Source organism: Salinilacihabitans rarus, assembly GCF_024296665.1.
Taxonomy (GTDB): Archaea; Halobacteriota; Halobacteria; order Halobacteriales; family Natrialbaceae; genus Salinilacihabitans; species Salinilacihabitans rarus.
In genome coordinates this window covers 573,905-599,351 of record NZ_CP100762.1, presented here as the reverse complement: position 1 = coordinate 599,351, position 25,447 = coordinate 573,905, and the positions used below count along the sequence as shown (strand labels likewise).

The 25,447-nt window shown below is 66.0% G+C and carries 36 protein-coding genes and 1 pseudogene; 3 read left to right on the top strand and 34 right to left on the bottom strand.

What is annotated here, in order from left to right:
• Position 1 precedes the first annotated feature (1 nt).
• The 12 genes from NKG98_RS03210 to NKG98_RS03155 all read right to left on the bottom strand — a co-directional run bounded on the left by NKG98_RS03210 (position 2) and on the right by NKG98_RS03155 (position 9,714).
• Complete coding sequence (locus tag NKG98_RS03210) at positions 2–406, bottom strand: hypothetical protein (RefSeq protein WP_254768229.1); 405 nt, start codon at positions 404–406, stop codon at positions 2–4.
• Positions 406–726: a hypothetical protein gene (locus tag NKG98_RS03205; RefSeq protein WP_254768228.1), complete on the bottom strand. Its 321-nt coding sequence runs from the start codon at positions 724–726 to the stop codon at positions 406–408. The genes NKG98_RS03210 and NKG98_RS03205 overlap by 1 nt, the downstream gene beginning before the upstream one ends.
• 12 nt (positions 727–738) lie before the next feature.
• Entirely contained in the window at positions 739–1,677 is a 939-nt protein-coding gene (locus tag NKG98_RS03200) for a P2 family phage major capsid protein (RefSeq protein ID WP_254768227.1), read from the bottom strand.
• Between the two features lie 2 nt (positions 1,678–1,679).
• The gene (locus tag NKG98_RS03195) at positions 1,680–3,251 is read right to left on the bottom strand and encodes an XkdF-like putative serine protease domain-containing protein (protein ID WP_254768226.1); all 1,572 of its coding nucleotides are present in this window, start codon (positions 3,249–3,251) and stop codon (positions 1,680–1,682) included.
• A 341-nt stretch (positions 3,252–3,592) separates the two neighbouring features.
• Entirely contained in the window at positions 3,593–5,518 is a 1,926-nt protein-coding gene (locus tag NKG98_RS03190; protein ID WP_254768225.1) for a phage portal protein, read from the bottom strand.
• A 19-nt stretch (positions 5,519–5,537) separates the two neighbouring features.
• Entirely contained in the window at positions 5,538–7,130 is a 1,593-nt protein-coding gene (locus NKG98_RS03185; RefSeq protein WP_254768224.1) for a phage terminase large subunit family protein, read from the bottom strand.
• A complete protein-coding gene (locus NKG98_RS03180; protein ID WP_254768223.1) occupies positions 7,117–7,848 on the bottom strand; it encodes a hypothetical protein in 732 nt (243 codons plus the stop codon). Before NKG98_RS03180 ends, NKG98_RS03185 begins: the two co-directional genes overlap by 14 nt.
• A 61-nt stretch (positions 7,849–7,909) precedes the next feature.
• A complete protein-coding gene (locus NKG98_RS03175) occupies positions 7,910–8,119 on the bottom strand; it encodes a hypothetical protein (protein WP_254768222.1) in 210 nt (69 codons plus the stop codon).
• The gene (locus tag NKG98_RS03170; protein WP_254768221.1) at positions 8,119–8,355 is read right to left on the bottom strand and encodes a hypothetical protein; all 237 of its coding nucleotides are present in this window, start codon (positions 8,353–8,355) and stop codon (positions 8,119–8,121) included. The genes NKG98_RS03175 and NKG98_RS03170 overlap by 1 nt, the downstream gene beginning before the upstream one ends.
• A 90-nt stretch (positions 8,356–8,445) precedes the next feature.
• Entirely contained in the window at positions 8,446–8,793 is a 348-nt protein-coding gene (locus NKG98_RS03165; protein WP_254768220.1) for a hypothetical protein, read from the bottom strand.
• A gap of 218 nt (positions 8,794–9,011) precedes the next feature.
• Positions 9,012–9,194: a hypothetical protein gene (locus NKG98_RS03160; protein WP_254768219.1), complete on the bottom strand. Its 183-nt coding sequence runs from the start codon at positions 9,192–9,194 to the stop codon at positions 9,012–9,014.
• Between the two features lie 7 nt (positions 9,195–9,201).
• Complete coding sequence (locus NKG98_RS03155; protein WP_254768218.1) at positions 9,202–9,714, bottom strand: hypothetical protein; 513 nt, start codon at positions 9,712–9,714, stop codon at positions 9,202–9,204.
• Positions 9,715–10,022: 308 nt separating this feature from the next.
• On the opposite strand from NKG98_RS03155, the gene NKG98_RS03150 reads away from it, so the two are divergent.
• Positions 10,023–10,655 carry an IS5/IS1182 family transposase gene (locus NKG98_RS03150; RefSeq protein WP_254768217.1) on the top strand — a complete coding sequence of 211 codons (633 nt, stop codon included), beginning with the start codon at positions 10,023–10,025 and terminating at the stop codon, positions 10,653–10,655.
• Between the two features lie 149 nt (positions 10,656–10,804).
• Here the strand turns inward: NKG98_RS03150 and NKG98_RS03145 are convergent, their stop codons facing one another.
• Positions 10,805–11,524, bottom strand: a complete 720-nt coding sequence (locus NKG98_RS03145; protein WP_254768216.1) for a hypothetical protein — start codon at positions 11,522–11,524, stop codon at positions 10,805–10,807.
• A 2-nt stretch (positions 11,525–11,526) separates the two neighbouring features.
• Positions 11,527–12,060 carry a hypothetical protein gene (locus NKG98_RS03140; RefSeq protein ID WP_254768215.1) on the bottom strand — a complete coding sequence of 178 codons (534 nt, stop codon included), beginning with the start codon at positions 12,058–12,060 and terminating at the stop codon, positions 11,527–11,529.
• Between the two features lie 260 nt (positions 12,061–12,320).
• Between NKG98_RS03140 and NKG98_RS03135 the strand changes: the two are divergent.
• Positions 12,321–12,650 (top strand): annotated as a pseudogene (locus tag NKG98_RS03135) (VTT domain-containing protein); the annotation flags it as partial.
• A 3-nt stretch (positions 12,651–12,653) separates the two neighbouring features.
• On the opposite strand, the gene NKG98_RS03130 reads toward NKG98_RS03135, so the two are convergent.
• The 6 genes from NKG98_RS03130 to NKG98_RS03105 all read right to left on the bottom strand — a co-directional run bounded on the left by NKG98_RS03130 (position 12,654) and on the right by NKG98_RS03105 (position 16,960).
• Positions 12,654–12,929, bottom strand: a complete 276-nt coding sequence (locus NKG98_RS03130) for a MarR family transcriptional regulator (protein ID WP_254768214.1) — start codon at positions 12,927–12,929, stop codon at positions 12,654–12,656.
• Positions 12,922–13,275 (bottom strand): hypothetical protein, encoded by a 354-nt coding sequence (locus NKG98_RS03125; protein WP_254768213.1) that lies wholly within the window; start codon positions 13,273–13,275, stop codon positions 12,922–12,924. The genes NKG98_RS03130 and NKG98_RS03125 overlap by 8 nt, the downstream gene beginning before the upstream one ends.
• Before the next feature lie 242 nt (positions 13,276–13,517).
• Positions 13,518–13,907, bottom strand: a complete 390-nt coding sequence (locus tag NKG98_RS03120) for a hypothetical protein (RefSeq protein WP_254768212.1) — start codon at positions 13,905–13,907, stop codon at positions 13,518–13,520.
• Positions 13,897–14,160: a transcriptional regulator gene (locus NKG98_RS03115; protein ID WP_254768211.1), complete on the bottom strand. Its 264-nt coding sequence runs from the start codon at positions 14,158–14,160 to the stop codon at positions 13,897–13,899. The genes NKG98_RS03120 and NKG98_RS03115 overlap by 11 nt, the downstream gene beginning before the upstream one ends.
• Positions 14,157–14,414 carry a DUF8129 domain-containing protein gene (locus tag NKG98_RS03110; protein ID WP_254768210.1) on the bottom strand — a complete coding sequence of 86 codons (258 nt, stop codon included), beginning with the start codon at positions 14,412–14,414 and terminating at the stop codon, positions 14,157–14,159. The genes NKG98_RS03115 and NKG98_RS03110 overlap by 4 nt, the downstream gene beginning before the upstream one ends.
• Complete coding sequence (locus NKG98_RS03105) at positions 14,411–16,960, bottom strand: hypothetical protein (RefSeq protein WP_254768209.1); 2,550 nt, start codon at positions 16,958–16,960, stop codon at positions 14,411–14,413. Before NKG98_RS03105 ends, NKG98_RS03110 begins: the two co-directional genes overlap by 4 nt.
• Positions 16,961–17,145: 185 nt before the next feature.
• Here NKG98_RS03105 and NKG98_RS03100 point away from each other — a divergent pair, with 185 nt between their 5' ends.
• On the top strand, positions 17,146–18,444 hold the full coding sequence (locus tag NKG98_RS03100; protein WP_254768283.1) for a site-specific integrase: 1,299 nt from the start codon (positions 17,146–17,148) through the stop codon (positions 18,442–18,444).
• 2 nt (positions 18,445–18,446) lie between these two features.
• Here the strand turns inward: NKG98_RS03100 and NKG98_RS03095 are convergent, their stop codons facing one another.
• From NKG98_RS03095 to NKG98_RS03030, 14 genes are all read right to left on the bottom strand, one after another.
• The gene (locus NKG98_RS03095) at positions 18,447–18,653 is read right to left on the bottom strand and encodes a hypothetical protein (RefSeq protein WP_254768282.1); all 207 of its coding nucleotides are present in this window, start codon (positions 18,651–18,653) and stop codon (positions 18,447–18,449) included.
• Entirely contained in the window at positions 18,650–19,027 is a 378-nt protein-coding gene (locus NKG98_RS03090; RefSeq protein WP_254768281.1) for a hypothetical protein, read from the bottom strand. The genes NKG98_RS03095 and NKG98_RS03090 overlap by 4 nt, the downstream gene beginning before the upstream one ends.
• 100 nt (positions 19,028–19,127) lie before the next feature.
• On the bottom strand, positions 19,128–20,357 hold the full coding sequence (locus NKG98_RS03085; protein ID WP_254768280.1) for a DUF7563 family protein: 1,230 nt from the start codon (positions 20,355–20,357) through the stop codon (positions 19,128–19,130).
• Positions 20,354–20,572: a hypothetical protein gene (locus NKG98_RS03080; protein ID WP_254768279.1), complete on the bottom strand. Its 219-nt coding sequence runs from the start codon at positions 20,570–20,572 to the stop codon at positions 20,354–20,356. Before NKG98_RS03080 ends, NKG98_RS03085 begins: the two co-directional genes overlap by 4 nt.
• The gene (locus NKG98_RS03075; RefSeq protein ID WP_254768278.1) at positions 20,565–20,906 is read right to left on the bottom strand and encodes a hypothetical protein; all 342 of its coding nucleotides are present in this window, start codon (positions 20,904–20,906) and stop codon (positions 20,565–20,567) included. The genes NKG98_RS03080 and NKG98_RS03075 overlap by 8 nt, the downstream gene beginning before the upstream one ends.
• Complete coding sequence (locus NKG98_RS03070; RefSeq protein ID WP_254768277.1) at positions 20,896–22,026, bottom strand: hypothetical protein; 1,131 nt, start codon at positions 22,024–22,026, stop codon at positions 20,896–20,898. The genes NKG98_RS03075 and NKG98_RS03070 overlap by 11 nt, the downstream gene beginning before the upstream one ends.
• Positions 22,019–22,288: a hypothetical protein gene (locus NKG98_RS03065; protein WP_254768276.1), complete on the bottom strand. Its 270-nt coding sequence runs from the start codon at positions 22,286–22,288 to the stop codon at positions 22,019–22,021. Before NKG98_RS03065 ends, NKG98_RS03070 begins: the two co-directional genes overlap by 8 nt.
• Positions 22,281–22,424, bottom strand: a complete 144-nt coding sequence (locus tag NKG98_RS03060; RefSeq protein WP_254768275.1) for a hypothetical protein — start codon at positions 22,422–22,424, stop codon at positions 22,281–22,283. The genes NKG98_RS03065 and NKG98_RS03060 overlap by 8 nt, the downstream gene beginning before the upstream one ends.
• Positions 22,421–23,200: a DUF5131 family protein gene (locus tag NKG98_RS03055; protein ID WP_254768274.1), complete on the bottom strand. Its 780-nt coding sequence runs from the start codon at positions 23,198–23,200 to the stop codon at positions 22,421–22,423. The genes NKG98_RS03060 and NKG98_RS03055 overlap by 4 nt, the downstream gene beginning before the upstream one ends.
• A complete protein-coding gene (locus NKG98_RS03050) occupies positions 23,200–23,940 on the bottom strand; it encodes a hypothetical protein (RefSeq protein WP_254768273.1) in 741 nt (246 codons plus the stop codon). The genes NKG98_RS03055 and NKG98_RS03050 overlap by 1 nt, the downstream gene beginning before the upstream one ends.
• Positions 23,937–24,341, bottom strand: a complete 405-nt coding sequence (locus NKG98_RS03045; RefSeq protein WP_254768272.1) for a DUF7344 domain-containing protein — start codon at positions 24,339–24,341, stop codon at positions 23,937–23,939. Before NKG98_RS03045 ends, NKG98_RS03050 begins: the two co-directional genes overlap by 4 nt.
• The gene (locus tag NKG98_RS03040) at positions 24,338–24,811 is read right to left on the bottom strand and encodes a hypothetical protein (protein ID WP_254768271.1); all 474 of its coding nucleotides are present in this window, start codon (positions 24,809–24,811) and stop codon (positions 24,338–24,340) included. The genes NKG98_RS03045 and NKG98_RS03040 overlap by 4 nt, the downstream gene beginning before the upstream one ends.
• Entirely contained in the window at positions 24,811–25,143 is a 333-nt protein-coding gene (locus tag NKG98_RS03035; protein ID WP_254768270.1) for a hypothetical protein, read from the bottom strand. The genes NKG98_RS03040 and NKG98_RS03035 overlap by 1 nt, the downstream gene beginning before the upstream one ends.
• On the bottom strand, positions 25,140–25,436 hold the full coding sequence (locus NKG98_RS03030; protein WP_254768269.1) for a hypothetical protein: 297 nt from the start codon (positions 25,434–25,436) through the stop codon (positions 25,140–25,142). The genes NKG98_RS03035 and NKG98_RS03030 overlap by 4 nt, the downstream gene beginning before the upstream one ends.
• Positions 25,437–25,447 lie beyond the last annotated feature (11 nt).

Here is a 25,447-nt window from a genome sequence, read left to right as displayed (position 1 = left end):
CTTACTCCTCCCGGCGTGCGTCGATGAGGGCGTACGCGCCGTCGCGATCCTTCTCGGCCCGCTCGGCCGCCTCGATCGCGTCGAGGCGATCGTCGTAGTCGCCCGTTGCGAGTTCGACCTCGAGTTCCTCGAGGGTGTACCCGCTCGGGTCGAGACCCGCGGGTTTCCCCTCGTCGGGCGGGTCGTCACCTCCGTCGTCGCCGGCGGCGTCATCACTGGCGTCGGCATCGGCGGCCGCCTCGAGGCGCGGATCGGGGTCGACGAACTCGAAGTAGCCCGTCTCGTCGACGAGGTACGCCGCCTGCTCGTCGTCGACGTCGACGACGGGATCGTCCTCGTCGGCGGAGACGCCCGAGCGGTTACGGTACTGTGCCGGCCCGTCGTCGAGAAGGCGAACGCGGACCATCAGGATCGCCCCCGAACGGCGAGGCGGACGCTCTCGCCCGACAGGTCGGTCGCATCAGCAACCTCGGTGAGGCCGCCGCCGGCGTCGGACTCTTCGCGAACGACGAGCGCCTCGGTGGCGTCGTCCCACTGGACGACGTACCCCGAGTCGGTGGTGCCCGACTCGATCGTCACGTTCTCGATCGAACCGAGGCCGACGTCGGTGGGCGTGAGCGGCTCGCCGCCGGCGGTGTACGAGGAGTCGAACGCCGCCTCGACGGTTTTCTCGCGCTGGATGCCGCCGGTCCAGCGGTGGTCGGTTTCGGTGTAGGTGATCCCCATGTCAGATCACCTCTACGCGGTCGGCGACGCGACGTTCTGTGCGAGGCCGACGCCCTTGGTATCCTCGATGACGTAGTCGATCCGCGCGAGCAGGTTGTAGATGCCGTACAGGTCGCGGCGGACGACCGCCTCGCCCTCGTCGGTGAAGCGCATGTTGACGTCCCGCTGGACGATCCAGACGAGGTTCTCCAGCGGCGTCAGCATGATCGTGTCGTCGGGCCAGTTGACTGGCGTCTCGATCGGGATGCCCAGCGGCGTCGGCTCCTGGCCGGTCATCAGCATCGCGTCACCAGCCGACGTCGAGCGGTCGGTGAGGTAATCCTTGAACTCCTCCTTCTGGTCCTCGGACATGAGCCAGCGGAGGTTGCTCGCATCCCGCCGGTAGCGCGGGTCGAGCGACATCTTCAGTTCCTTGAAGAGGCTCTTGTCGATCGCAGCGCTCTGGTGGTCGTAGGTGTTCGTGTCGGTGTCGGTCTCGGCGTAGGTGAGCCACCCGTCGACGATGGTGATGAAGTTCTCGTCGGTGACGCCGCTGGCGCTCGTGTCACCGTTTCCGCCGAGGTCCTCGAGATCGGCCGACATCTGGTTCGCAAAGAGCTCGACCAGCGTGTCAGCAGTACCTTCACCCTCGATGGTGTCTTCGACGGTCTCCATCGAGACTTCCCACGGGAGTTCGACCTTCTCGGTGTCGTAGTCGACCTTGCCCGTGTTTGGCGTGTTCAGGCTGCCCTCGGTGGCCTCGGTCGCCGAGCGCAGGAGGCGCTGGCCGACGCCGATCTTGTCGATCTGGCCCTTCGGGGCGTCGACCGGCTCGAACCGGACCTGCCCGAGGATCTGCGCCTGCGCCTGCACCTCGCGGAAGAACTCTTCGAACTGCTGGCGGTTGAGGAGGCCGCCCGCGCTGAAGTCACCAGTCGTTACCTTGTCGAGCGATCGCTGTGCCTGCGTCATGATCAGTCACCTCCCTCGGCCGCGCCGATGCCGAACGTCTGGTCCCACGCGGACGAGAACTTGCGGTTGGTGTCGGTCGATTCCGTGGTCTGCGCCGGCTCGTCGAGCTGCTGGCTCTGGCCCGAGGCCTTCGCCAGACTCTCGATCCGATCGGCGTTCTTCTCGGTCTGTTCCTGGATCGCCTTCGCCCACTCCGGGGGCCCCTCGTCGACGTCCTCGTTGGCGTCGGTGCTCTTCTCCGGGTCGTCGGGCTCGTCGGCGTCCTTCTCGGGCTCGTCGCCGTCGTCGACGAGTTCCTCGATTCGCTTGCTGTTCTCCTGGGTCTGGTCGTGGATCGCCTTCGCCCACTCCGGGGCGTCGGCGAACGTGTCGTCGGGGGTGTCGGTGTCGGTGTCGTCTGCGCTCATGGTCGTGTCGTCCGGCGTCTCGCCGCCGGTAGCGGATTCGAAACTCGGGTCGACTGGCGCCGTCTCCTCGTCGTCCTCGCCGTCCGCGTCCTCGTCGTCGTCGGGTGTCGCCCACTCGCGGGCGGTGTGGTCGTCGAGCGTCCAGTCGATCTCCTCGCGATCGGTGAACCGCGTCATGCCGTGATCGACGCCGGCGTCCTGGAGGACGTCCAGCGAGGCGTCGATCGTCGCGAACAGCGCGTTGCGGTTCGCCCGCGAGAGCGTCCGTCCCTCTTTCGCTGCGGTCGCCTCTGGCGAGGGAGCGCCGTCATCGGTCGACTTCGCAGCGGCCTGCGGGGCCGACTCGGCGTCGGGCCCGCCGGAAGAAAAGGCGTTGAGCGCCGCCCGGCCCATCCGACGGAGGACGCCATCGGACGCTTTGTCAGCTGGGTGCTGATCGGCGCCTTCCTCGGCGGCTCGCTGGAGGTAGCTCCACATCCGCGTGGCCGCCTCCTCGTCGTGGCCGCGGTCGGCCATCACCTCGAGGAACTCGTCTTTCCCGCCGACGCGGTCGAGGACGTTCTTCTCGCGGCTGTAGGTCTGGACGCCGGCGGCTTTCACCGAGGCCATGACGGCGTCGGGGACCGCCGGGATGTCGACACTCGACACTTCGGCGATCGTCGCCGCGACGATCTGCCACGCCGGCTCGTCGTCCGGGTAGCCGTCGGCGACAGTGATGCCCTCGGGCAGTTCGGACTGGTCGTATGGGCCTTCCCACTTGACGTCGATCGCGCCGATCGAGTACCCCGAGAGGATGCCGTCGGCGACGAGACTCCAGAGTTCGTCGTCGTCGAAGCGCCACGACTGGATCCACGAGCCGGCGGGGAACTCCTTGCCGCCGATCGTCTCGGCTTCCTCAAGGACGCGGTTCTCGACGAGCGTGACGTGCTCGGGCGGAAAGACCGCGTGCATCACGCCTGGGACCGAATCGACGTCGTCGTCGTCGGCCGCCTGGAGGCGGGCCATGAAGTCGTCCGCCAGCTCGCGGATCTGCTCCGACGTCAGCCAGTCACCCTGGAGGTCGACCTTCGACGGCACGAGGACGCCGCCGGTCGCGACGCGCCGCTCGTCGTCGGTGGCCTTGAACTCGACGCGTTTCTCGAACGTTTCGCCCTTCTGTACCGGCATGGTGCTACTCCTCCTCGTCGTCGGTGGCGGCGTCGGCGGTCTTCTCGAGCTTCTGGGCTCGATCGGTCCCGAGAAGACCGCGCTTGGCGCCGCGCTCTTTGTCGCTGTTTTTCATGTCTGAGAACTCCAGTCCCGATCGGGCCCTCGCACCGGGTCGGGTGCGTCCCGGCGGTCATCGGTATCGCCCTGCTGCGGTCGGTCGGCGATTGGTGATCGGCGACGATCAGACCGCGTCGGTCACCGCCTCGACCCACGCCCCGCAGTTGGGGCAGTTCTCGCGATCGAGGTCGAGCTGTGACTTACAGCGGCCGCAGAACACGGGGTCGGTGTGGGGCATCAGATTACGCCTCCAGGAAGGCTCGGACGGCGTCATTCCGATCGGGTGCCGCCCGGCCCTGCTGGGGCCAATCCGACGCCGTCAGCTCCTCGTACGGGTAGGCCATCCGGATATTGTGATAGTGGTAGCTACCGTGGCTCGAAGCGTTTTTGAGCGCCTCCCACGTCTCCGGCTCGACGAACCGATAGACGTAGATGCGGTCCTGCGGGTCGCCGATGAACCGGATGTACAGGTCGCGGGTGTCGTAGTCGTACAGCCCGGCCCGCAGGTTCGACGAGTCGAACTGCACCATGTCGATGTCCTTCGAGACGTCGATCGCCGGGTTCTCGCCGATCTTCATCCGCGGCGGCGGCGCCGCGTCCGGTCGCTCGGCCTCCTCGGCGCCGCCACCGTCGCCGTTGCCGCCGCGCCTGTCAAGAGCCGCGAGCAACTGGTTGCCGCGGTCGTCTTCGAGTTGGCCGAGGTCCTCGCCGGTGATGTTCGCGATGACCTCGCGGGCCTCGTTGACTGTGATCGCACCCTGCGACGACTGGATCAGCTTCGAGGCGTAGTCGGCGTCGATCAGCCGTGTGTCGACGCCGCGCGTCTTGAACCGGATCGTGTAGTCGGTGACGCCCAGCGCCGCGTGGACCGTCTCGTAGAGTAGCTGGGCGTACGCCTCCTGCTTGGGTCGGATGACCGTCTCGATGTAGCCCTTCCGCTGGGCCTGCGCATCCGTCGAGAACGCCCCGCTTTTGATCTGGCCCGCCTCGATCGGCGGAACCTCGTGTGTCTTGAGGATCTCATGCTCGTTGCGATCGCGGAAATCCTGAAAGCTGGCGTCCTCGTTGATGCCAACGGTCAGTGGCTCGACGCGGATCGCGAGGTCGTCCGCGTCGTCGTCCATCGTGATCCCGTCGGTCGTCTCGAGCAGCTTCTCGACCTCAAGGATCACCGTCCGGTGGTCCTGGTCTTTCATCCCGTGTAGGAGGTCGTGGATGTCCTGCCGGGCGCCCTGCGTGAGTTCGCCGCCCTCGACGATGATCGCCAGCCGCGGAACGGCGTTGTTCTCGAAGAAGTCGATGTTGAAGTCGCGCGCGGCGTCGTCGGCCTCGATCGTCGGAAGGCCCGGAATGATGTCTGGCGCGCCATAGTAGGTGTACAGCGGCGAGTGATTGCGCTTGAAGATCAGTTCATTCGCTTGGTTCTGTGAGTTGATGTCGGGCCCTGAGTCACCGCTTTCGGCGTCGACGAACTGCGGCGCCTCGTCGGCATCCCCGTCGGTCTCGTAGGTGACCGTCGGCGGTTCGTCACCGGCCCCGTCGGCGATCGTCGGTTCGAGCCCGCGATACCGATCGCCGAACGCGCCGTAGTAGGTAATCCGCCCCTCGCGAAGCTGGGCGTAGCCGGGTTCGTCCTTGCGCCGGCGGACCGTCATCGCCGGGACGTACGCCAGCCCGATCGGCGTACCGTCCATCGTCGTCAGCACTTCGAGCGAGAGCCAGCCGATGCCCTCGTAGTCGATCCAGCCCATCTCGAGGACGTCTGCCGGCGTCGATCGCTCCGAAGAGACCGGGCCGACCTGCCACGTCGAGTCCGCGCCGAACCAGAAGTTTTCCGCTACCTCGCGCTGCGTCTCGTCCGGGTCTTCGATGTCCGGGTGCGGAACGATCTCGAGGCCGTAGCCGGCGACGTTGCGCGCCTTCGAGTAGACACACTTCGCGTGGGTGGTGTTCACCTCGAGGAGCTTCGCCAGCTTCGCCGGGTCGAACGGCGGCAGGACCGCCCCACCGCGGATCTTGCCCTTGGCACGCTCTTCGAGTTGCTGTGTTTCTTCGGCCTTCTCGGTGATCGACCGCGTGATCTCCGAGTAGGCTCCCTTGCCGACGTGGCCGGCCGGGCCGTCGTCCGTTGTGGTCGTGGTCGTAGGCGTGTCGTCGTCTGTGCTCATGGATCAGATCAGGTCTGCGTTAGATGCCAGAGACGCCCGTGTCGGGCTCGTCAGCTTCGTCGCCAGCGTCGTCGCCGACGATGTTTTCGAGCCGCCGGAGCCCCTGTTCGGCCATGTACCACGCCGCGATCAGGTCCGGTGTATGGCCCTTGAGCTTCCCGTCGGTAAGTTCGAGCGAGAGCATCGCCGTGATGAAGTCCTCGGTCCCCGGGTGGCCGCGGTAGAGCTGCAGGCCGCCGTTCTCGACGAGCGTCCGTAGCCGCGGGATGCCGTTCTCCCACGAGTGCTTCTTCCCCGTCGTCGGGATGCCGGTAACCTTCGCCATCAGCGACGGCGAGAACTCGATCGCGTCGTTCGCGATGTACTGCTGGATACCGTTCGACTCGATCACGATCACTGCCGGGTCGTAGCGCTCATCCAAGTCGGTCAGCGTCGCCTTGACCTGCGACGGCGGCATCCCCTTCTCGGCGATCGCATCAAGGAGCGTCCGCCGGCCGTCGCGACCGACGTGCCACGCCTCGAACGCGATGTTATCGCCAGTGGGGCTCTGCGCTGGATCGAGCGAGACGATCGTCGCCTCGCCAGCACCGGGCGTCAGCTGCCGCGGGGGCGTCTGTCCGCGGATCGAACAGCCGCCGTCCTCGGCGAGTCGGTTGACGTCCGCCTCGTCGACGAGGTTACCCGATGCCCCCCGGATGACCATGCAGAACTCGCGGTAGAACAGGTGCGAGCTCATCTGCTCGTGTTTCTCCGCGAGGTACTGCGGGCCCCGTGCCTCCGGCCAGAGGACGTGGATCGTCTCGCCCTCGTGCCACGGATCCTCGACCTCGGTGTAGAGAGCTTCCGGTGGCCGGCGCTCGCGCCAGGTGTCGTCCTCACGGAACTCCTGGTCCCAGACCTCGAGGATCGCCGGGTACTCCGTGAAGTCGTAGGCGTCGCGATCGATCAGGTGCGAGTAGATGTCGTCCGGGCGCTTTCGAGTGCCGACGACGGCCGTCTTCCCTGAGTCTTTGACCATCGGGACGGTGACGCCCTCGATCCACTGGAGGATGTTCTGCGTCTCGCCGTCGCCGTGCTCCTTGATGACGTCGTCGAGGACGAGCAAGTGCGAGCGGTCGCCCTCGATCGCGCCGAAGAGCCAGCCGGCGTACAGCATCGCCCCGTTCTGAAACTCCTTGGCTTCCTTCGTGTCCTGGACGGGGTCGCTGTTGAGAGTGGTGAGCCACGGGTTGCGTTCGACCATCTTCCAGAACTCGGTGTCGGCCTTCTTGTGGGCCTGCCCCTGGGTGTTCGTGATCCAGTGGGCGCGGAAGCCGTCGATGTACTCGAGGCAGGCAATCAGATAGCCCAGCGTGAACGTCGTCTTCAGCGCGTCACGGTGGGCGAGGATGCCGATGTTCTGGTCGGACTCGAACGTCTTGGCCCAGTGCGTGTGGACGTCGCCGATCGGGACGTGTGGATCCCGCTCGGCCGCCATGTACCCCTCAGTGAGGCGGTTGTAGTAGACGTCCCACGGGCAGCCGTCGAACGGGTTGAGGACCTCGCGTAGTGCATGCGGGTCCTCGAACGTCCCGAGGACGACGTCGGGGTCGACGGACTCACTCGTCGCCATCGTCACCCTCCGTGTAGCGCTCCCGGAGTACCTCTCGCGCGATCTCCTTCGTCTCCTCGTCGAGGCCGACGGTCGACTCTGTCTCGATCGCGCCGTCGATCTCGACGCGGTCCTTGTAGACACCGAGGACGTCGCCCTTCGCCTGGAGGTGCTGGGACTGTTCCCGACGGGCCATCGACTGTCCCTTGAGGTCGTCGACGTCGCGCTCGAGGCCGACGAACTCAGTCGTGTACTTCGGCGAGCCGTCGACGGCGCGGAGCGGATACTCCTCGCCGGGCATCAACTGGCGCTTCTGGTCTGTGAACCGGATGATGATGTCGCGCTCCTCGGCCCACTCCGGCCAGTCCTCGTCATCGGGGTCGACGTACTCCCAGTCCTGCCACGTCATCGGCGATTCACGATCGGCCGGGACACGGTCCGTCTGTGGGACGACCCGCTGGATCGGCTCGTCCGTCAGCGCCCTCGATTCGGCCTCTCGAGCGCGCTGGTACAGCCGCTCTTCACGTTCGGCAATCTGGAGGCGCGTGTTTGCGTGTTCCTCCTCGATCATCTCGAGGACCTCGTCAGCTGGGTCCTCGTTGAGGTAGCCGCGGATGGTCGACCGCGCGTAAGAGCCGATTCCCTCGTCCTCGAAGCGCTGCTGGATCTCCTCGACCGAGAGGTTATCCAGATAGTGCCACTTGAGGGCGAGAGTGACGCGGCGTTGTTTCGTGCTCATAGGACGTCTAATCCGTTCTGCAGCGTCGACGGGTGGTATATACTTTAAGTGGGGCGCACGGTCAGTCGGTGAGACCGTACGGCGCGTCGTCGCGCGCCGAGAAGTCGTCTCGGTCACTCTCGTCTTCTCGTTCCGAATCGTGTGGGCTGATGCATCCGAGGGCGCGGGCGCAGGCGAGACAGAGCGGCTCCCCCTGGAGAGTTCTGGCTGGCGGGTCGTAGAGGTCCGACCCGACGCAGTCGGGCGCGGCGCCGGACGAGCAGGCCCACATCAGTCGTCGTCCTCCGAGCGGTTGCCGGCGGAGATCGTGATGCCGTCGAGGATGCGCTCGACCTCGAGGCCCCACATCCGCCCGAGGATGAGGAAGACGATCGAGGTGACGCCGACGACGATCTCGTACGGCGGAGGGTCGGCATGAGTGAACATCGGCCCGAGGACGATCCCGGCCCAGACCGCGAACAGCGTGAGCGTCGCGAGGGTTCGGTCGAGTGAGTCGTCGTCGGGCATCAGTGCTCTCCCCAAACAGACGAGTTCGATCTTCGCGCGGTCCAGCGGCGTGCGTGTGTTGGGTGGAACAGACATGGCATCGGTCAACGTTCACAGTGAGACGGTAGAACCGAGGACCGAACCGAGGAGGAGCCCGAGACCGAGGCCGCCGAGCGCGTAGTGGGGCTCCTGGCGGACGTCCTCGGTGATCTTCGCGTTCGAGAGTGTCGGCCCACGGTTGAGCCCGAAGGCCATCGCGAGGATAGCCCCGGCGTACTGTAGGTCGCCGGTGGCCGACGCGGCGATTCCGACGCCGAGGCCGACACCGGCGGCGTGGCTCTCGGCGTGGTAGCTCAGGAAGCCGTCGCGGTCGGTGTCGTCCTCGCTCGGCGCGCCGGCCTCACGGACGAAGCGGACGAGTCTCGAGAGGATGGTCGGCGGGTCTGAATCGTCGGTCATGTATGGAAACAGAGAGCGGTGTGGGTGCGCCGGGTCCCGTGCGGGAGGCCTTTCCGGCCAGACTCCGGCGCGGTCGGGACGGGGCCGTGTGTCAACGGGATGCTGACTCGGTCTCGGTCTCGATCGGAGAACGCCACCTATGTGCAGTCGGCCGTGGAATCCGTCCCGAAGCGATGCAGATGCCCTCGGCCCGACGTGAACAGGGACGACGTCGGGCGTCATCGGGGGCGGACGTCTCCGGGGTCGGCGGTGATCGTCGCGGCGCCGGCGTCGACGACGATCTGCTCATCGGAGGCGTTGAACGACGGCCGCCAGCGGACGTCGTCGACGACGCCCTCGACCGTCCGAGGCCCGAACTCGACGGTGACCCGCTGGCCCGGCGGGGGTAGCTGGGTCGACATGGTCGGCTCACCAGTGACGGGTGCGAGCCCGGCGGACGATCACCTTCGTCGCCCGCGAGAAGATCTCGCGGTCGTACCCGCGGATCTCCGGTTTCGATTTGAGGATGCCGACCGAGCGCTTGAGCTCGTCGCGCTCGGTCTCGCCGATCGGCTCACCCAGCTCGAGGAGACGATCCGCGAGGGCGTCGGTCCGCTGGATCGCCTCGCGTCGCGAGAGCGTCTCGTCCGGCGCCTGGCCGGCGATCGACCCGCAGGCATCGCACACGGTCCGCGTCGGATAGGAGGCGATCGCACCATAGGCCTCGCGGTCGTCGTCCTCGTCGCGGAGGTACCCCGGGATCGGGTCGTGGTCCTCCTTGTCCTGCCCCGCCGTCCCCCACGCGATGCGGCGGTGGTCGCTCTTGATCCGTCGGAAGCAACTGCTACAGCAGGATGGATCCTCGAAGACGTACCGCTCGAAGACGTTCGCCGGCTCGTCGCGGGCCTGAACCTCGTCGATGGTGTGTGCTGTCGTCGACATGATGCAGTGGGGAGAAACTCTCGGCTGTCGGCCGGGCCCGGACGTCATCGCGGCCTCGATCCGGGACCGTCTCGACACTGTCGCTACACTCACGTAAGGCGAGATGTCGGCTTAAAAAGCCAACAATCAGTAACAGACGTCCGGTTGTTTGATGCCCTTCTGGCGGTTATAATCATACGGGATGGCGATAACACACTCATTTGGCTCTGTTGAAATCCTCGGAGAGTTACAGGTTCAACCAGTAGTGTGGCTGGATGTAAGCCCTTCCAAAGTCGCAACTACTACGGGTCGTTGAGCGGGCATTTCACTTGGCTCGCCGAGCTGTTGCACGGTATTCCTCGACGTTCTCGAAACGGCGCTACATGCTCCACCAGCACATCGTCTTGCTCTGCCTCAAAGTTCGGAAGAACACGACGTATCGGACACTTCTTAACAAACTTATCGAGATGCCCCCGATTCGGAGTGCCCTCGATCTTGAGGAACTCCCGTCCCCTTCGACGTTGTGTAAGGCGTTCAACCGCCTTGACATGGCTGTTTGGCGCGTCCTGCTCAACCTCTCGGTCACACTCCTCTCGACTAACGGTGTCGTCGGTATCGATGCCTCCGGCTTTAACCGTAGTCACGCCTCGAACCACTACACAAAGCGAACGAAGTTGACGCTTCAGCAGTTGAACGTCACACTTTTCGTGGATACGAGAGCGAATGCCGTCCTCGATCTTCACGTGACGACGATTAGAAAACACGACTCGAAGATCGCGCCGTCGCTCATCAAGCGAAATACCAGTGAAGTAGCGATTCTCCTCGGCAACAAAGGATACGACGACCAGGAGATTCGCGCGTTAGCCGTGAAGATAGTGTTCATCCGCTCACGACACTGGTCGAAGCAGTTCCGTGAACTCGTTATCGGTTGTCTCACTCACCACCTCGACAGGATACTCTGAACGTTCAATAGAGGGAATAGACGTAAGCCAGACACAAGAGATATATGGTGTCAATTGTTTATGGTTATTAAATACACCGTCGTCAGCCGATCAAAAAAATTTGGCAGTCGTTGGTAGTTATGGAGTGTGAGATGCTGGTCTGCAGTGACTCAGAGGTCGTCGATGTTGTACTCGTAGAAGAAGTTGAAGGTCGATGAACTCGGGTAGACTTCCTCTCGGAAGTCGGTGGCACACCCGTTGAGTTCGTGACAGTAGAAGTCCGGACCGATGAACTGGGTATACATGTAGGTCGGCGCGACCTTGTCCCCGCTATCCGGCGCCTTCGAGTCCCAGGCCATCACGGTTCCGAGCTGGACGTCTTCATCGGCGGCATCGAGCTCGCCCCAGATGTTCCAGAAGCCGTAGGTGCTTTTGAGCTTCTTGTCGATCAACTCCGATTGAATTCTGAGCTTTGGCGTATCAATCGAGACGGACACGCCGACAGATTTCGGCGCCGAAGCGGAGATCGACGTATTGATCGAGGTTTCCTGTTCGTCTTGGTACGAGGGGGCGTATTCGTAGATGCCGAGGTCGTCCAGCTCGCTGCGGTTCCAGTTCTGAGTCAGTTCTGCCTCGTCGGTCTTCCAGCACTGGTACTGGTCGCCGAAGCAGTCATAACAGTAGTTGAATTCGTCTGGATTTGCGGCGAGCGGCCAGATAAAGCCCTTCTGTGACATGGCCCACTCTGACCGTTGGGCGCCACTGTATTCGTCAATGTAGTCGTATCGTTCCAAGCGGCTGGCTAGCCGGAATTCGCCGACTTTCGAGCCACAGTCGGAGTTGTTCTGATAGACGTGGACGTTGTCGTCGTAGCGAACGACGTCACCCATGGTTAGTCACCTCCGTTGCCGCTGTCGGTGTCGTTTTGTGCGGCTGCAGCTGCTTTCTTGTCGACGATTTTGTGAATGTCTGCTTCGATTCCTTTCTTTATTTGGTCGTTGGCAGGCGTGAGATCGCCGGGGATCTTCTCAGCCGAAATGTAGGGTTCGCCTTGTTCCATCGAGACAACCACGCCGAGGACCTTGTTCTCTTGCTCTTGGGGCCCGCCTTCGTAGGTTGCTGGGCGGGGGAGGGCGAGATTATTCGTGTCGGTATTGGTCGCGATGATCTTGGTGTAGAGGGCGTCGATGGTGTTTTGTGTGACTGGTTTGTTCAGGCCGCCTTTTGCGAATCCGACTTTGGAGTCGGGGACGACGTTTGGAATGTTTTGTTGTTGTTCGTCGACTCTGTATGATCCGGCTCGGTTTTCGAAGCCGGTTGCTGCGGTAGTGTCGACGGCGGAGAGGCCTGCGAAGGTGGTGAGGCCGGCGCCGCTTAATTGAAGTATGGTCCGTCGGTTCAGGTTGGAGTTGCTTTCGTCGACCACATAACCAAAGGCTATTTCCATCAGCATAAAAGTATGGGTGATTGATGCTAACACTTCTAAATAATATATCAATCCATATGGGCGGATTGACATCCGTCTTTAGCTAAGACTCACACCCGGTTGCGTAGCGGTAGCGAGTGTCGCTTACAGTATCGGTCGCTGCTGGTGGATCTTCTGTGCGTCTTCGATTAGCCGCTTCAACAGCAGCGGTGGCGAGTACCCGAGGTACTCACCGAGCTCGTGAAGAATGAGCTGGGTGTGCGACCGGAAAGGCGGCCGGAAGCATGTTCGCGTTCCACATCGGTCAGGAGGTCAAACGGTCTGGACCAATCACGCGCTGGTTACGAGAGTCGAGATGGGGCATCATGGAGTGGTCCGAAAAACGATCCGTTCAACTCGCACAGCGGTACGGATACGGCGGACTCGCACTGGCCCTCTCCGTTCCGTTTTTCCCCGATACGGTCTCGATCTACGCGTTTGCCGTTCTCGAACGGAATTACGCGAGATTCGCGATCGCGACGTTTCTCGGAAGCCTCGGCCGGCTTCTCGTCACCCTCGGATTCTTCGAGAGCCTCTCGACGGTATTCTGAACGCTACCGAAGCTTCGTATACGATCGGTGTGCGGCTACGACGCTGGCGAAACAGTCCGGTCGATAGTAGACGCGGCGGCGCTGGTCCGTCGGATCTCGGTAGGAAATCAGCAGCTCGCGGTCGACGAGATTGTTCGCTGCCTCCCGAGCACGGCGTGTCGAGAGCCCAGTTCGTTCGGCAAGCATCGTCTGGTTCAGAACTGTGTCCTCGAGGACGAGATAGACGAGCCGCGTCGCCGGCGTGTCGTCGACAATCTCTGGTGGAAGTTGCTCAGGCATCGCGATCACCCCGCCGGAACGCCGGGAGATCCAGGTGGTCATCGACATCGTCGACGTTGAGCTCGCGCTCGAGGACCAGTTTGACGTACTCGGGGACGTCGGCCCACGTGACGGCCATCAGGTCGGCCTGCGTCCGGCCCTCAAGGTAGTGCCCGCAGGAGACGCCAGTGACAGTGCCGTCCTCGATCGCGAACGCCCACTCGAGGCCGTACTCGTAGCCGTGGGCGTCGCGGTCGTCGTCGATCCAGACGACGTGCGAGTACAGCCGGACCGGCGGCTCGACGGCCGCGGCGTCGTCTTCGTCGTCGTCGTCCCAGTGGCCGTCCGGGATCGAGTACTTAGCCACCGACCCCACCCCCTTCGTTTCGGGTGGAGATTGTACATAATGTAATCTCCTGCGTGAGTGGTAGCGACCGGGCCGAATCCCGCTCTGTGTTTAACTGCTTGCAAGTGTCGCCGGGGGCACCACAGAGGTAGGTTTCCCACGCTAAGTTGGCCCCATTCGGGGCCATCGTGGGGGGAGAGCCTGACGCCGTCACGAACACCATCATCACATCACCACCTATTCCCCTTCCAGTCAGCCTCCCCCTACGCATCATCCTCACCTCGCTCGCGGAGCTGCTGGACGCGCCGGTTCGCCAGCCCGATCAGGTCCCGCCGCGGGCCGTCGACGGTTCTGCGATAGCTATCGATCTTCTCGCGCAGTCTCCACCGGTCGTCGATCCCGAGGCGGACCCGCCCTTCGGCGTCGCGGACCCGGACGAGGTCGCCGTTCGCACGAGCGGCGGTGATCGCTCGATGGACCTCATCGAGTCCGTAGCGCCCGCGATAGAGGGTTCCGATCACCGACGGCTGCGAAGCGAGCGGTGGTTGCATCCGCCCGGAGTTGAAGTCGACTGCGCGAATAACGGCCTCGTAGACTTCCTTCGAGCGTTTGCGTCGCTCTGCGTCCGTCTCCCCGATCGTCTCACCCTGCATCGTCCACCTCCACGGGGGCGTAACTCGGTTGCGGGCCCTTCGGGCCGAGGCCCAGCACTCGGTCGACCTCGCCGGCGTCGGCGAGGCGCTTGAGGTGTCGTGAGGCCGTGTCCTTCGAGACGCCGAGAGTGTCCGCGACGGCGTCGATCGGGACGCCGCCGTCACCCGGCAGGCGCTCGCCCGCGGCGTAGAGGTCGGCGACCGTGTCGACGAACTCCTCGTCGCTGACCAGCCGCGAGTAGTCGTACGTCATCGCGACCCCTCCGCGTCGAGTTCGCGCTCGCGTTCCTCGATCGCCTCGAGAACGATCTCCCGGCCGCCGAACTCGCGGATCTCGACCGCCCGGTACGCCGAGAGCAGGCCCTTGTCCTGGATCCCCCGGATGCGTGCCAGCGGGAGGTAGTGTTCGGAACAGGCGAGAAACCGTGCCGGGTCCTCGCCGACCGCCGCCTCGACGTCGGGGTAGCGTGGGCGGTCCGACTGCTGAGCGCGGCGGGTGGCGCTCACGCCGAGATCACCTCCTCGTCGCCGACGGTAGGCAGCGGCGCCTGCTCGATCGCCGGGCCCATCGCGATGGCCGTCTCGGCGTCGGGGCGATCCATCGCGGTGAGCCGACCTGCGAGGGCGACCCACGAGCCGAGATCGGCGTCGTCGACGAGTCGCCATGGGTCCGCCGGATCGCCGGGAAGGTCGAACAGTACCCCACCGAGCGGGTCGTCGGGATCGGCATACCGTTCTGGTGAGAGGGTAGCGACGAGCAGCGCATCGACGGCGTCGACGAGCAGGGCGCCCTTGAGGAGCGCCGGGCGGACGTCGTCGCCGCGCTCGTCGGCGAACGGCAGGGCAAGGCGAAGGCCGGCGCCGGTCGCCTCGACGAGTCCCAGCGACGTGAGACGGTGACGGTGGGTGCGGACCGACCGCGTCGAGACGCCGGCGGCGTCGGCGAGGGCGCGCTGAGTGAGCGGCGCCTCGGCCACGAGGAGGGCCGACACCACTTTCCCGACCGTCGGTGGGAGGTCCGGCAGGAGGTCGGCGGCGTCGAGCGTCCCGAGGGCGTAGCGAAGTTCGCCGAGCCGGAGGTCGCGAGGCTGATCCTCGGCGCCGAGTTGGTGCAGCGCCCTCGCCGCGGCGTACGGATCCGGAACGAGTGCGTGGACGAGGGTTACGCTGGCGTCGGTCGGGCGGATCCGCTTCGGCAGGAGGAGGCGGTTCGCGACCGCCACGTGGGCCGCCCGGCCGACCTCGGTGATCGGGACCGAGACGACGAACTCCGGAGCGTCCTCGTGAAGTTCCTGCGGCCTGGCCAGACACTCCTCGAGGGCCGGCCGAAGCCGGTGGACGTCCTCGCCGCGGACGACGAACGATCCGATGAGCCGGCCGACGGGATCGGCGGCGTCGACCTCCGGCGTGAACGCCGCTGCCCGCTTCTCGGGACGAGACTCGAACAGGTGGCGGTAGGCGTTGTGGACGCCGGCGTACCGCGACTGGATCGCCGCCGAAATCGCCATCGATTTTGCGAGGGCGTCGAGGTCGTCGCGATCGACGCCGGCCGGGACGCGCACCTCCCGGACGAGGTCGACACCAGCGACGTCCAGGAGGTGAACGATCGACCCCGCCAGACCGTGTGCCGAGCGCATGATTGCCGCCCGGAAGGCGTCGCGGTCGTCGTACTCGCCGTTTCGGAGGTCGACTGTGAGGTCCTGGAGGCGCTGGCCCCACGCGACGAGCTCGTCGCGAAGGACGGTCGGATCGGCGAGGGCCTCGTCCGAGAGCGCGCCGATACAGCGAGCGTCGCGAAGAATCGCCGGCGGTTCCCGATCGACAACCTGTTCGAGCCGCCGCGACGGGAGAACCGCGTCGAGGAACCACGGCGTCGCTAACGCCACTGCAACGCTCACCACGTAGGGCAGGGGCTCGGCGGCCCGCACGGCCACTACGGCCTCGTCGCGGTCGGCGTCATAGCTCACCTCGTGGGTTCGGCCGTCACCGTCTGGCAGGCGGCCGCGTACAAGCGTCACGCCGCCGGGGCGGCCGCAGGCTGCCGCCGCGGCGTGGCCAGGCCGGCCCATCCACCCGACCTCGTACGGTTGGGGGCCATCCTCTCCCTCCCCTCCCGTGCGCGGGGTTACACGGCACTGGGGAGAGGACTTTCCGGTCTCGCTAACGCTCTCATCGAGGCGTCGCTGTCGGCCGATTTTGGCGTCGAACGTCTCGAGAACGCGCCGGCCGGCCTCAAGGAGCTCGACCTTCCGATCCTGTCGAGGTCCGAACGTCGCGACGAGTTCGAGGTCGGCGAGCCGGCCGACACACTGGCGGACGCGCGAGTCGTCGATCGCCGGGAACAGGCCATAGAGTTGGCCGTAGGCCAGTGTCTCGCTGGGTTCGTCGGCGAGCGCCCGGAGGACCTGGACGTCGCGCCCGTCGGGATCGAGGCGGGCCGTCGCCGCGTCGACGACCTCGGCCAGCGGCCCCACGTCACGGTGTGCATCCCGCCACTCGCTAACGCCGGGGAGGTCCTCGCGATGCTGAGTTCGCAGGAACGCCTCGGTGACGCCGCTCGCGACGAGGCGGACGTCGAACGCGCGCGCGAGGATCGAGAGGAGCCGGCAGACGTCGACGCGCTTGCGCCGGTCGGCGTCCTCGAACGCGCGGTCGACGATGAACGCGAGCGTCCGAGTGGGGGTTCCGGTTTCGCTAACGCACTCGAACAGCCGCGCCGTTGCGAAGAGATCGGCCGTCGAGGAGTGGACCTGACCGAGGTTCGGGAGGAGCTTCGCTGTGAGCCACAGTGCCGACCGACGATTCCCGAGGCCGACGTCGCGGATCCACGACCACAGCCGTCGCGGGACGTCCCGCTCGTCAAGCGCGGCGTAGAGTTCGGGGACGGTCTTGCCGGCGGCGAACGCGCGCAGCGCGCGGACGAACGTGTCGGCAACATCGTCGTAGGAGATGACTTCCTCCCAGAGGGCGGTCACCGGCTGGGTGTCGAGATCGATCGCGGCCGCGGCAGACGCCGGGACCTGCTGGGTCGGGGTGAGCCCCGGCACCGTCACGCCGGAACACCCCCTGAGTTTGATGTAGCAGTATACGCTATCCCTCCACCCGAGACAGAAATATCGCGTTTTCGGCAGTTCTGGACGCTCTCTTCGCCGTTACCATGCGACGACGAACACCGCGTTCGCCGTGTTGCAGACACGCCAAACATTATTGTGTCAGAACCTGACTGTCCAGATAGTTCATGGCTACGACGCCGCGCGACCGACTCAACCGCGAGAAGAACACGATCGACGAACTCGCTGACGTCGGCGAACTCTCGCGAGATGTTCGCGACGCGCTCCTTGAGTGGGCTGACGCGCTCGATGGCGAGACGACGCGCCGAAAATACTTCGACGCCGACGGGAGCGAGAAGACCTACGCTCCGCGGTCGATCGAGGCCTACCTGCAGAGCCTCCGGCTGTGCGTCGAGCGCGGCTGTGATCTCCTCAAGTGTTCGGCCGAGGAGTTCAACGCGTTCATCGATGGCCAGCACGACGACCGTGGCCTCTCGAAGACGACGCTCGCCCGCTACCAGTCCGCCGCACGGACCTTCTACCGCTATCACGATACTCTCGGAGTCGACCCCGACGATATCCACGTCTACAGCGAGCGGTCGCCGCCGCGCCACGACGAACAGGATATGTTCACTCACGATGAGGTCGACGCACTTCGCGAGGCGTGCGAGACGCCGCGAGACCGGGCCTTCCTCGAGTTGCTCATCTTCACCGGTCAGCGCATCACCGCACTTCAGACGCTTCGCATCCGGGACGCCGACGTCCAAGAGGGCGTGATCTACCTCAACGACGACGTCGACGGACTGAAAGGCGCTGCCGATCGCGGTCGGAAGCGACCGATGTTCGGCGCGCGGAAATACGTCCGTGACTGGCTGCAGTACCATCCTCGAAAGGACGACCCCGACGCGCCGCTGTTCGTCGGCGATCCGAAGAACCACCGGACGAACCTCGACGAGCCATGGAGCGATCCCGGGATCCGCCAACACCTGAAGCGCATCGCCGATCGGGCTGGCGTCGATAAGCCGGTGAATCCGCACAACTTCCGACACTACTTCGTGACCGTCATGAAGCGCGACTACGATCTCGACAGCGACACGCTGCGGTCGTTGCTCGGTGTCGCACCCGACAGCACGATCCTCGAGACGGTCTACGCGCACGTAACGAACGACGAGTACGTCGAGAAGGCCGAGATTGCAGTCGGCTACCGCGAACCCGAGCGCGAGAGCCCCATGACTCCCGACGCCTGTCCGACGTGTGGCGAACTCCTCAAAGATCACTGGCGTCGGTGCCCGTCCTGTGACGAACTCTTTGGCCCCGACATCGAGCAGCTGGCCGAGGAGACTGACGCGGCGTCCGACGACGCACTTGACGAGGCGCTCGATAGCGACGACCCGCTGTCTGCCGAAGAACGTCAGGCCGTCCGAACCGTCCTCGAGGCGATCGACGACCCAGTCACCCTCGCTGACGAACTCGAGAGTTCGAACTGACATCACTCCTCACCTCGCGCGAGTTTCGGGAGCGTCTCGAGGCCAGCTTCTTCGCAGTCGTCCGGGTTCGGTTCTTGTCCGTCCGCGATCGCGAGCGTGATCCGGGCGAGTGCGCCGAGTTTCCCGTCACGTTCTGCAAGCTCTTCAGTGCCGGCACGGACGTCGTCGTCGTTGCGAATTGAATCAAACGGCGTATTGCTCGTACTCATTCGGAGGTCACCTGATTGCGGACGTACTGCTGTTCGTCACGCGGGCGGTCGCCCAGCGGGACGGTCGAGACGAGCGCGCCCATCCGCGCGAGGACGAGCATATCGCTCTCGCGGTGGTAGCGCGCGACGGCGCCGTTGGCCGCGCTCGGGTAGTGGACGGGCTCGCCGTCGTGCCACGCTGTGACGACGTCGCACTCGGTGTGGGCGGGCGCCCGGCGGGCCCACTTGCGGTAGACGTGGTCGCTGACGTGCCCGATGGCCATCTCGACGGCCCGGTATCGCTCGCGGATCGCCTCGTCGATCGCGGGGTCGGTCGCGGGGTTCCAGCGCCGGCGAGGGTCGGCATCGCTGTCGGCGTCGGTGTCAGTGGCCATCACACGATCACCCCCACGACGTAGGCGCCGGCGAGGACCGCGAGGTAGGCGGCGAGGAACCCGATCGTGCCCTTAGGGGTCAGCTGCGCGCGCTCGCACATCAGACACCACCCCCGCGCTTGCTGCGCTTCTCACGGATCGTCTGGGCGTCCGCCTCGCGGACGAGGTTGTCGCAGTTCGGGCAGGCCCGCGGGGCGCCCTCCTCGTCGGGCTCAAAGACCCGGGTGAACTTCTTGTCGAGGTGGGCGCCGCAATTCGAGCATCGGTTCGCGTTACCTGCCGACCCGGAGTAGTCGCGAAAGGCGACGGCGCCGCCATCGTTCGCGACCGATCGCTCAGGCTCCTCGGCCACTTCGTCGACGGCCTCCGTCTCCTCGTCGCCGGCCTCGTCGACGGCGGCAACGCCCTCGAACTCGTAGTCGGTCAGATTCGAGAGTTCGATCCCGTCGGGTCCGACGACGTCGGAGAGGCCGTAGACGCCGAGCGCCCGGAGCGTCCGCTCGGGGCTCCAGCCGGTCGCGTCGACGATGTCCTGGAGCGTCTCCCCCTCGCGAACGATCTCCTCGAACTCGCCGGGTTCGAGGTAGCCGAGGTGTGCCTGCGGGACGCCGTGGTCCTCGGTGCGGTGGACGTAGTACTCGAAGCTGGTTTCGCAGGCGACGCCGCAGGCGCACTGGTAGCGTCGCGACGACCCAGCGTCGGCGCCGTCTTCGGCCTCGGTTTCGGTCTCGTTCTCGGATTCAGCACCGGTCTCTTGGGCGCCGTCCGCCGCCGCGCTCTCGTCCTGGTCGTCGTCGCCGGCGGCGCCGGATCCTTCGGCGCCGTCGTCCGCGTCCGCCTCCGCGAGGTCGACATCGGGTGCCTCTGACGTGGCCTCTGACGTAGTGTCGTCCTCGGTGGAGGGGTCGCTCTCCTCGCTGTCCTGCTGGCGTTTCCGTGCCTCGACGAACGGGTCCTCACCGGTGTCGTCGTCCTCGTCCTCGGGCTCGTCGTCCGCGTCGCCGCCGCCCTTGTGCGCACGGCCCTTGTGGATCGCGAGACCGCGTTCCGATCCCGTGTAGTCACAGCCGGGGACGTCACAGGCGTACTCGTCGGCCTCCTGATCAGTGTCCGCGTTCTGGTCGTCAGCTACCGACTCGTCGGCACCGGTCGCCGGCGCGACCGCCCCGATCGCGAGGTCGCCGTCGGCCGGTGCGATCACGACCAGTTGGCCTGTGACCGTCTGGTCGTCCCAGTCGAGGACGTGCGCGCGGTCGACGTCGACCGCCGTCTCTTCGAGGGCCTCGACGACGTCGGCGAGCCGATGGAGCGCGTCGTCGACGTGGCTCATGCGGACTCACCTCCGACGTCGGTGTCGGCGGCGGGGCCGAGGGCGCCAGCACACCGCTGGCACTCTCGGAGGTCCCACGCCTCGGCAGTCTCGCGCTGCCACGTCTGGACGCGGTGGTCGGCCTGCGCGACGTACCGGCAGTCGGGGTCGGTGTGGTAGACGCGCCGACTCGCGCTGTGGCAGGCCACGTAGACGACGCCCTCGTCGTCACGCATCGCGACCACGCTCCGTAACCCGGTAGAGGTAGCCGTCCGGGTAGCGGCCGTAGAGGTCGTAGATCGCCTCCCGCCATTCGTCAGCAGAGGCGAACCCGCTCAGGTCGGCGTGGGCTTCGAACCGGCTGCACGGCAGGCCGGGATCGACGGGCCCGATCTCCTCGACGAGGACGTCACCTTCCTTCGGGCTGGTCCGGCTCTTTCGCCACCACGTCTCGCCCGTGGTTCGCCGGCCCTGCCGGAACGAGACGACCTCGCCCTCGTTGACGAGCTGCGAGCGCGCGATCTCGTTCGCGAAGATGATCGGACCGACGTTCGCGCCGTTACTCGGCATCCCGACCACCCCGCTGCTCAGCTCCCGTGCAAATGTCACGGAGCGTTCGTTGCTTTGCGCACTGGATAGAAGGAACTGAGTCGGGATCTGAAGCGACTGCTGGCCTGAAGAGTCGTCCCAGAAGAGTTATTACTTGACACTGGCAGGGCGAAATATGGAAACGCCATTGGCAATCTTCCTTCTTGTTTTCGGGGCCCCTGGTGCGATCTGGCCGTATAAGCTCGCGCGGTTCGAGGAGCAACTTGACTCGATCGGGAGCAAGCGGTCCTGGTCCGAAGTCGAACCAGCAGATTGGAAAGTGGCACTCACCCGAATTATGGGAGTTGGAATGGCGATCGTCGGAGCCCTGGGCCTGATTGCCGGGTGACAACGAACGATAACTCTCGCTCGTCGCTGTATTACGACCGCCGTCGGTGACGAGTTCGTGATCGCGATCGTCGGGCTCGTCGAGGCCGGCCGCGGCGAGGACGTCCGCAGGCGACCGGCCGAACTTGCTCGTGTCCACCTCGCGCCGGATGCCGAGCGCCTCGAAGGCGCACTCCTCGCAGAGCCGAGCCTCGAGGTCGGCGTCGGTGAAGTGACCGAGGTCGTACGCCTTCGGCGCTCCGATACGGGGCTTGTGCCGGCAGGGCGTCGCCGGCGCCTCGCGGTCGGCGTCCGTGGGGACGTGGATCGCCTGCGCGCGCTGGCTGGGGAACCGGACCCAGCAGTCGACGCGCTCGCGAACGGCACCGACGTCGATCGCCGGGTCGAGTCGCCGACCACCATCCGCCCGCAGTTCACTCGCGCGCTCGAACTCCCCGCCGTCGGGGAGCCGCTGCTCGTCGCTCTCGCGGTCGAGGGAGGCGACACAGGCCTCGCAGGCGTCGGCGCCGTCGACGAACCGCGGGTCGTCGCGAACGCCGGCGACCGGCGTCTCGAGGATCGTGCCGCAGGCCGCGACGTGGCGCTCGCCCTCGAAGTACATCGAGGCGTGCCACATCTCGGTGAGGTCCTGGACCCAGCACTCGACGTCATCGTCGAGGTTGTCCGCAGGCGTCCCGTGGCGCCGTTCGAGCGCCTCGTGGCGACACTCCCGGCAGAGGTACGAGCGACCGCCACAGACGTCGCAGTCACTCATCGCTGCCGTCACCCCGATTGATGTCGACGGCGTCGATCGGCGTGAACTCGAGTTCGAAGTCAAAGGCTTCGCCGTCGAGCGGGTTGACATGCGTACAGACGAATCCGTTGCACCGGGAGAGGTGCATCACCTCGTGGAGGTGGTCGACCGGGATATCCTCCGGAACAACGACGCAGGCGCGCGTGTTCCGGATATTGGTGTAGCAGACCGTTTCCGTCTGGACGCCGTTCGCGAAGGCGTAGTAAGCGTTACCGTCACTCATCGGCATCACCGCCGGTGGGCTGGGCGAGCAGCAGGTCGTCGTCGCCGTCGTCGACGAGGATGGTCTCGCCGCCGAGGTCGAGCGAGTCCCCGACCGACCGATCGACCGCGCCGACGACCTCGTAGCGGAGCGTCATGCGACCACCTCGTCGGTAAGGAACTCCTGCGGTGCTGGGACGACGCCGTCGGGCAGCGCGGGGAACTCCTCGATTCGTTCGGGGCCGTCACCGAGATCGAGGCGGACGTCGCGCTCCGGGTGCGGCCCGCTGTGCTGCTTGAAGAACACCGCGACGTCCTGCTCCCGGCACGCGGTGACGAGGGCGCGCGCCCACGCGGGATCCATCTCCCGTCGGTGGTCGGCGGCGCCGGATTCGCCACCGATGATCGCCCAGTCGATCCCCGCGAGGTCAGGGTCCGTGACGGGCTCGACGAGCGGCTCGAAGCTGACGAACCGGGTCGTCGCGTCCTGCTCGCGAAGCCAGTCGAGGCGGTACTCGCGGCGCGCCGACTCGACGCTCACGCCCAGCATGACGTTCTCCGGCAGGCCGACCGGGACGTCCCGATCGGCGTCCGGCCCGTGCTTCGTGAGAACCTGAAACGCGGAGGCGGGCATGTCCGCGCACGCCTCCAGGACTGCCCCGACGAACGCGTCGGGCACCTCGGCGTGCAGCAGGTCAGACATGCTGTTGACGAACACCCAGCGCGGGTCGCGGAGGCGGTCGCCGAGGTAGTGCGTTTTCAGCTGGACGTTCGCCTCTGCATTGACGTGCGTCCAGTCGGCCTCGGTGTGGCCGTAGCGCCGGCTCACCGCCTCGGCGTAGCAGTTCCGACACCCCTCGCTCGTCTTCGAGCACCCGTGGACGGGATTCCACGTCGTGTCCGTCCACCGGATGTTGGTCTCGGTGAACGACATCAGGCGCTCACCCGCTCGCGGTCGCCGTCGAGCGTCTCCTGTTCGGCCTCGGTCTCGTCCTCTTCGGGGACGAAGGCAATCGGGACGATCTCCTCGTCGACGAACCGGGCGAACTCCTCGATCGGCCACTCGGCGGGCTCCCAGACGGCGAAGTATCCAGAGCCGTAGAGGACCAGCCGGACGAACTCGCCGCGCCAGAGGGTCGTCAGCGCGACGCCGACGTCGGACTTGATGGCGTCTTTTTTGAGCGCACCTTGCCCCCACTGGATCGAGACGTCGTCGACGTTGTACTCGCGCGAGGCCATCTCGATCGTGTAATCGCGGTCGGCGTCGCGCTGGTTGCGGACGAACTGCGCGGGTGAGAGGGCGACCGGCTCGATCTCGACGCCCGTGCGCTTGACGAACGCCGTAAACGGCCAGTCGACGTCGAGGTGTTCGTCCTCCTGCCGTGGGGAGTGCGTGCGCTCGGCGACGAGCCAGCCGCCGCCAGTGACGTCGCCGATCCAGTCCGAAGCGACCGTGCGCGTGCGCGTCTCGCGTTCGACCTCGATCTCGTGGCCGTCCATCGAGACGATCTCCTCTTCTTTCGGGACGCGCCCGGCGACGGTCCCACGCTGGACGGTCAGGTCGTCGAGGTAGCTGACTGCCGACTCGACGTGGAGTGCGCGGTGGGTGTCGTGGTAGTTCGCGAGCGGCTCGGCGGCCGGCTCGACGAGGAACGCGAGGGTGCCGGCGATCACGCCTCGTCACCCCTCACGGTCTCACCGGCAACGCGCTCGGCGACGTCGATCACTTCGGCGAGGGCCGCGGCGTTCGGCCCCGGACGGTACGCGCGCTCGCGGTCGTCGACACACTCGACGGCGCCGACGTCTTCGAGCGCGTCGAGGTGGGTCTGGTAGAGCGCGACGTAGACGGCCTTGCGCTCGGCCCCGTCGAAATCGGGGCCGAACTCGACGGCGGCGACGTACTCCGCGAGCTGCGAGATCGTCACGACGTCCTCGGGCCCGTGGTCGCGCGCGAGATGCTGGACGAGGTGGCGTCGCCGCCGGTTGCGGACGGCCGCCAGCAGGTCGTCGACGTCGACGTCCTCGGCCTGCGGCCCGGCCTCCGAGCCGAGGCCGAAACGCTCGCGGAGGGTCACGCCCCGTCACCTCCGATCTGGTCGGCCGCGGCGAGCTCGCGCGCGGCCGCAACGGCGTCCGCGTCGATCCCGGCGTCGGTCGCGTAGCGTTCGAGGACCGCGACCGCGTTCTCGTCATCCTCCGCCGCGCGGGTGAACAGCTTCTCGAGCAGGTCGATCGCCAGCGCGTTCTGGATGCGGTCGAGGTCGGCGTTCGCCTCCTCGACGGGGACGCGCGCCAGCCGCGAGCGCGGAAAGTCGTAGGTCCCGCTGAAGGTGGCCGTCGGTGCGTCCGGCAGGTAGACGCAGGTGTAGACCGGCTCGTCGTCACCGACGCCGAGCAGCGGGTGGCTCTTGTACGCCGCGAGGTCGAAGTCCTCGCGCTCGCGGTAGGCGGCGACCGAGTCGGCCGCGATGGCGACGACCTGCATCTTTCCCCGCTCGACGAGGTCGTGGACGACGTCGCCGGGGCGGACCTCCGCGTCGACCATCAGGCGTCACCCCCGATGTGGTCGGCGACCTCCTCGTCGGTCGCTTCAACGATGTGCTCGCGCAGGGCGCCGGTCCACTCGCGTTCGCCGGCGGTGACGTCCTCCGGTTCGCCGTGGATGTCGCACATCGCGACCTCCCGCAGGCCGTACTTCCCGAGCAGGACGATCGTGTGCGTCGCTGGTTGGCCGCACTTCGTCGGGACCGTGCGTTCGACGTCGGGGTCGGCGTCGTCCCAGTGCTGGCACTCGGCACTCGCGAGCGCGGAGTGCGCGCCGACGTACTCCGGTTCGAGCATCGGCTCGACGTCGTCGGCGTCGACGAACCCCGTCATCGCGCATCACCCGCGGCGATCGCGTAGGTGGTGGTGAGCCACTCGTCGTCGCCGGCGCCGACGATGTGCAGCTGGCCGGCCGGCGTCAGCGTCGCGACGGGGCGGGTGTACTGCGCGTCGCGGGCGTCCGCCTCGGCGGCGTCGAACTCCGTGACGATGCGGGTCCGCCGGGTGTGGGTGGTGTCACCGGTCTCGACATTATCGGCCCTAACAGTTTTGGCGTCGCTCTCTTGGTCTGATGCGATACTCCTATCATTGCGGGACGTGTCGTCCCGCGTGGCGTCGTACGTCATGGGTATTGACG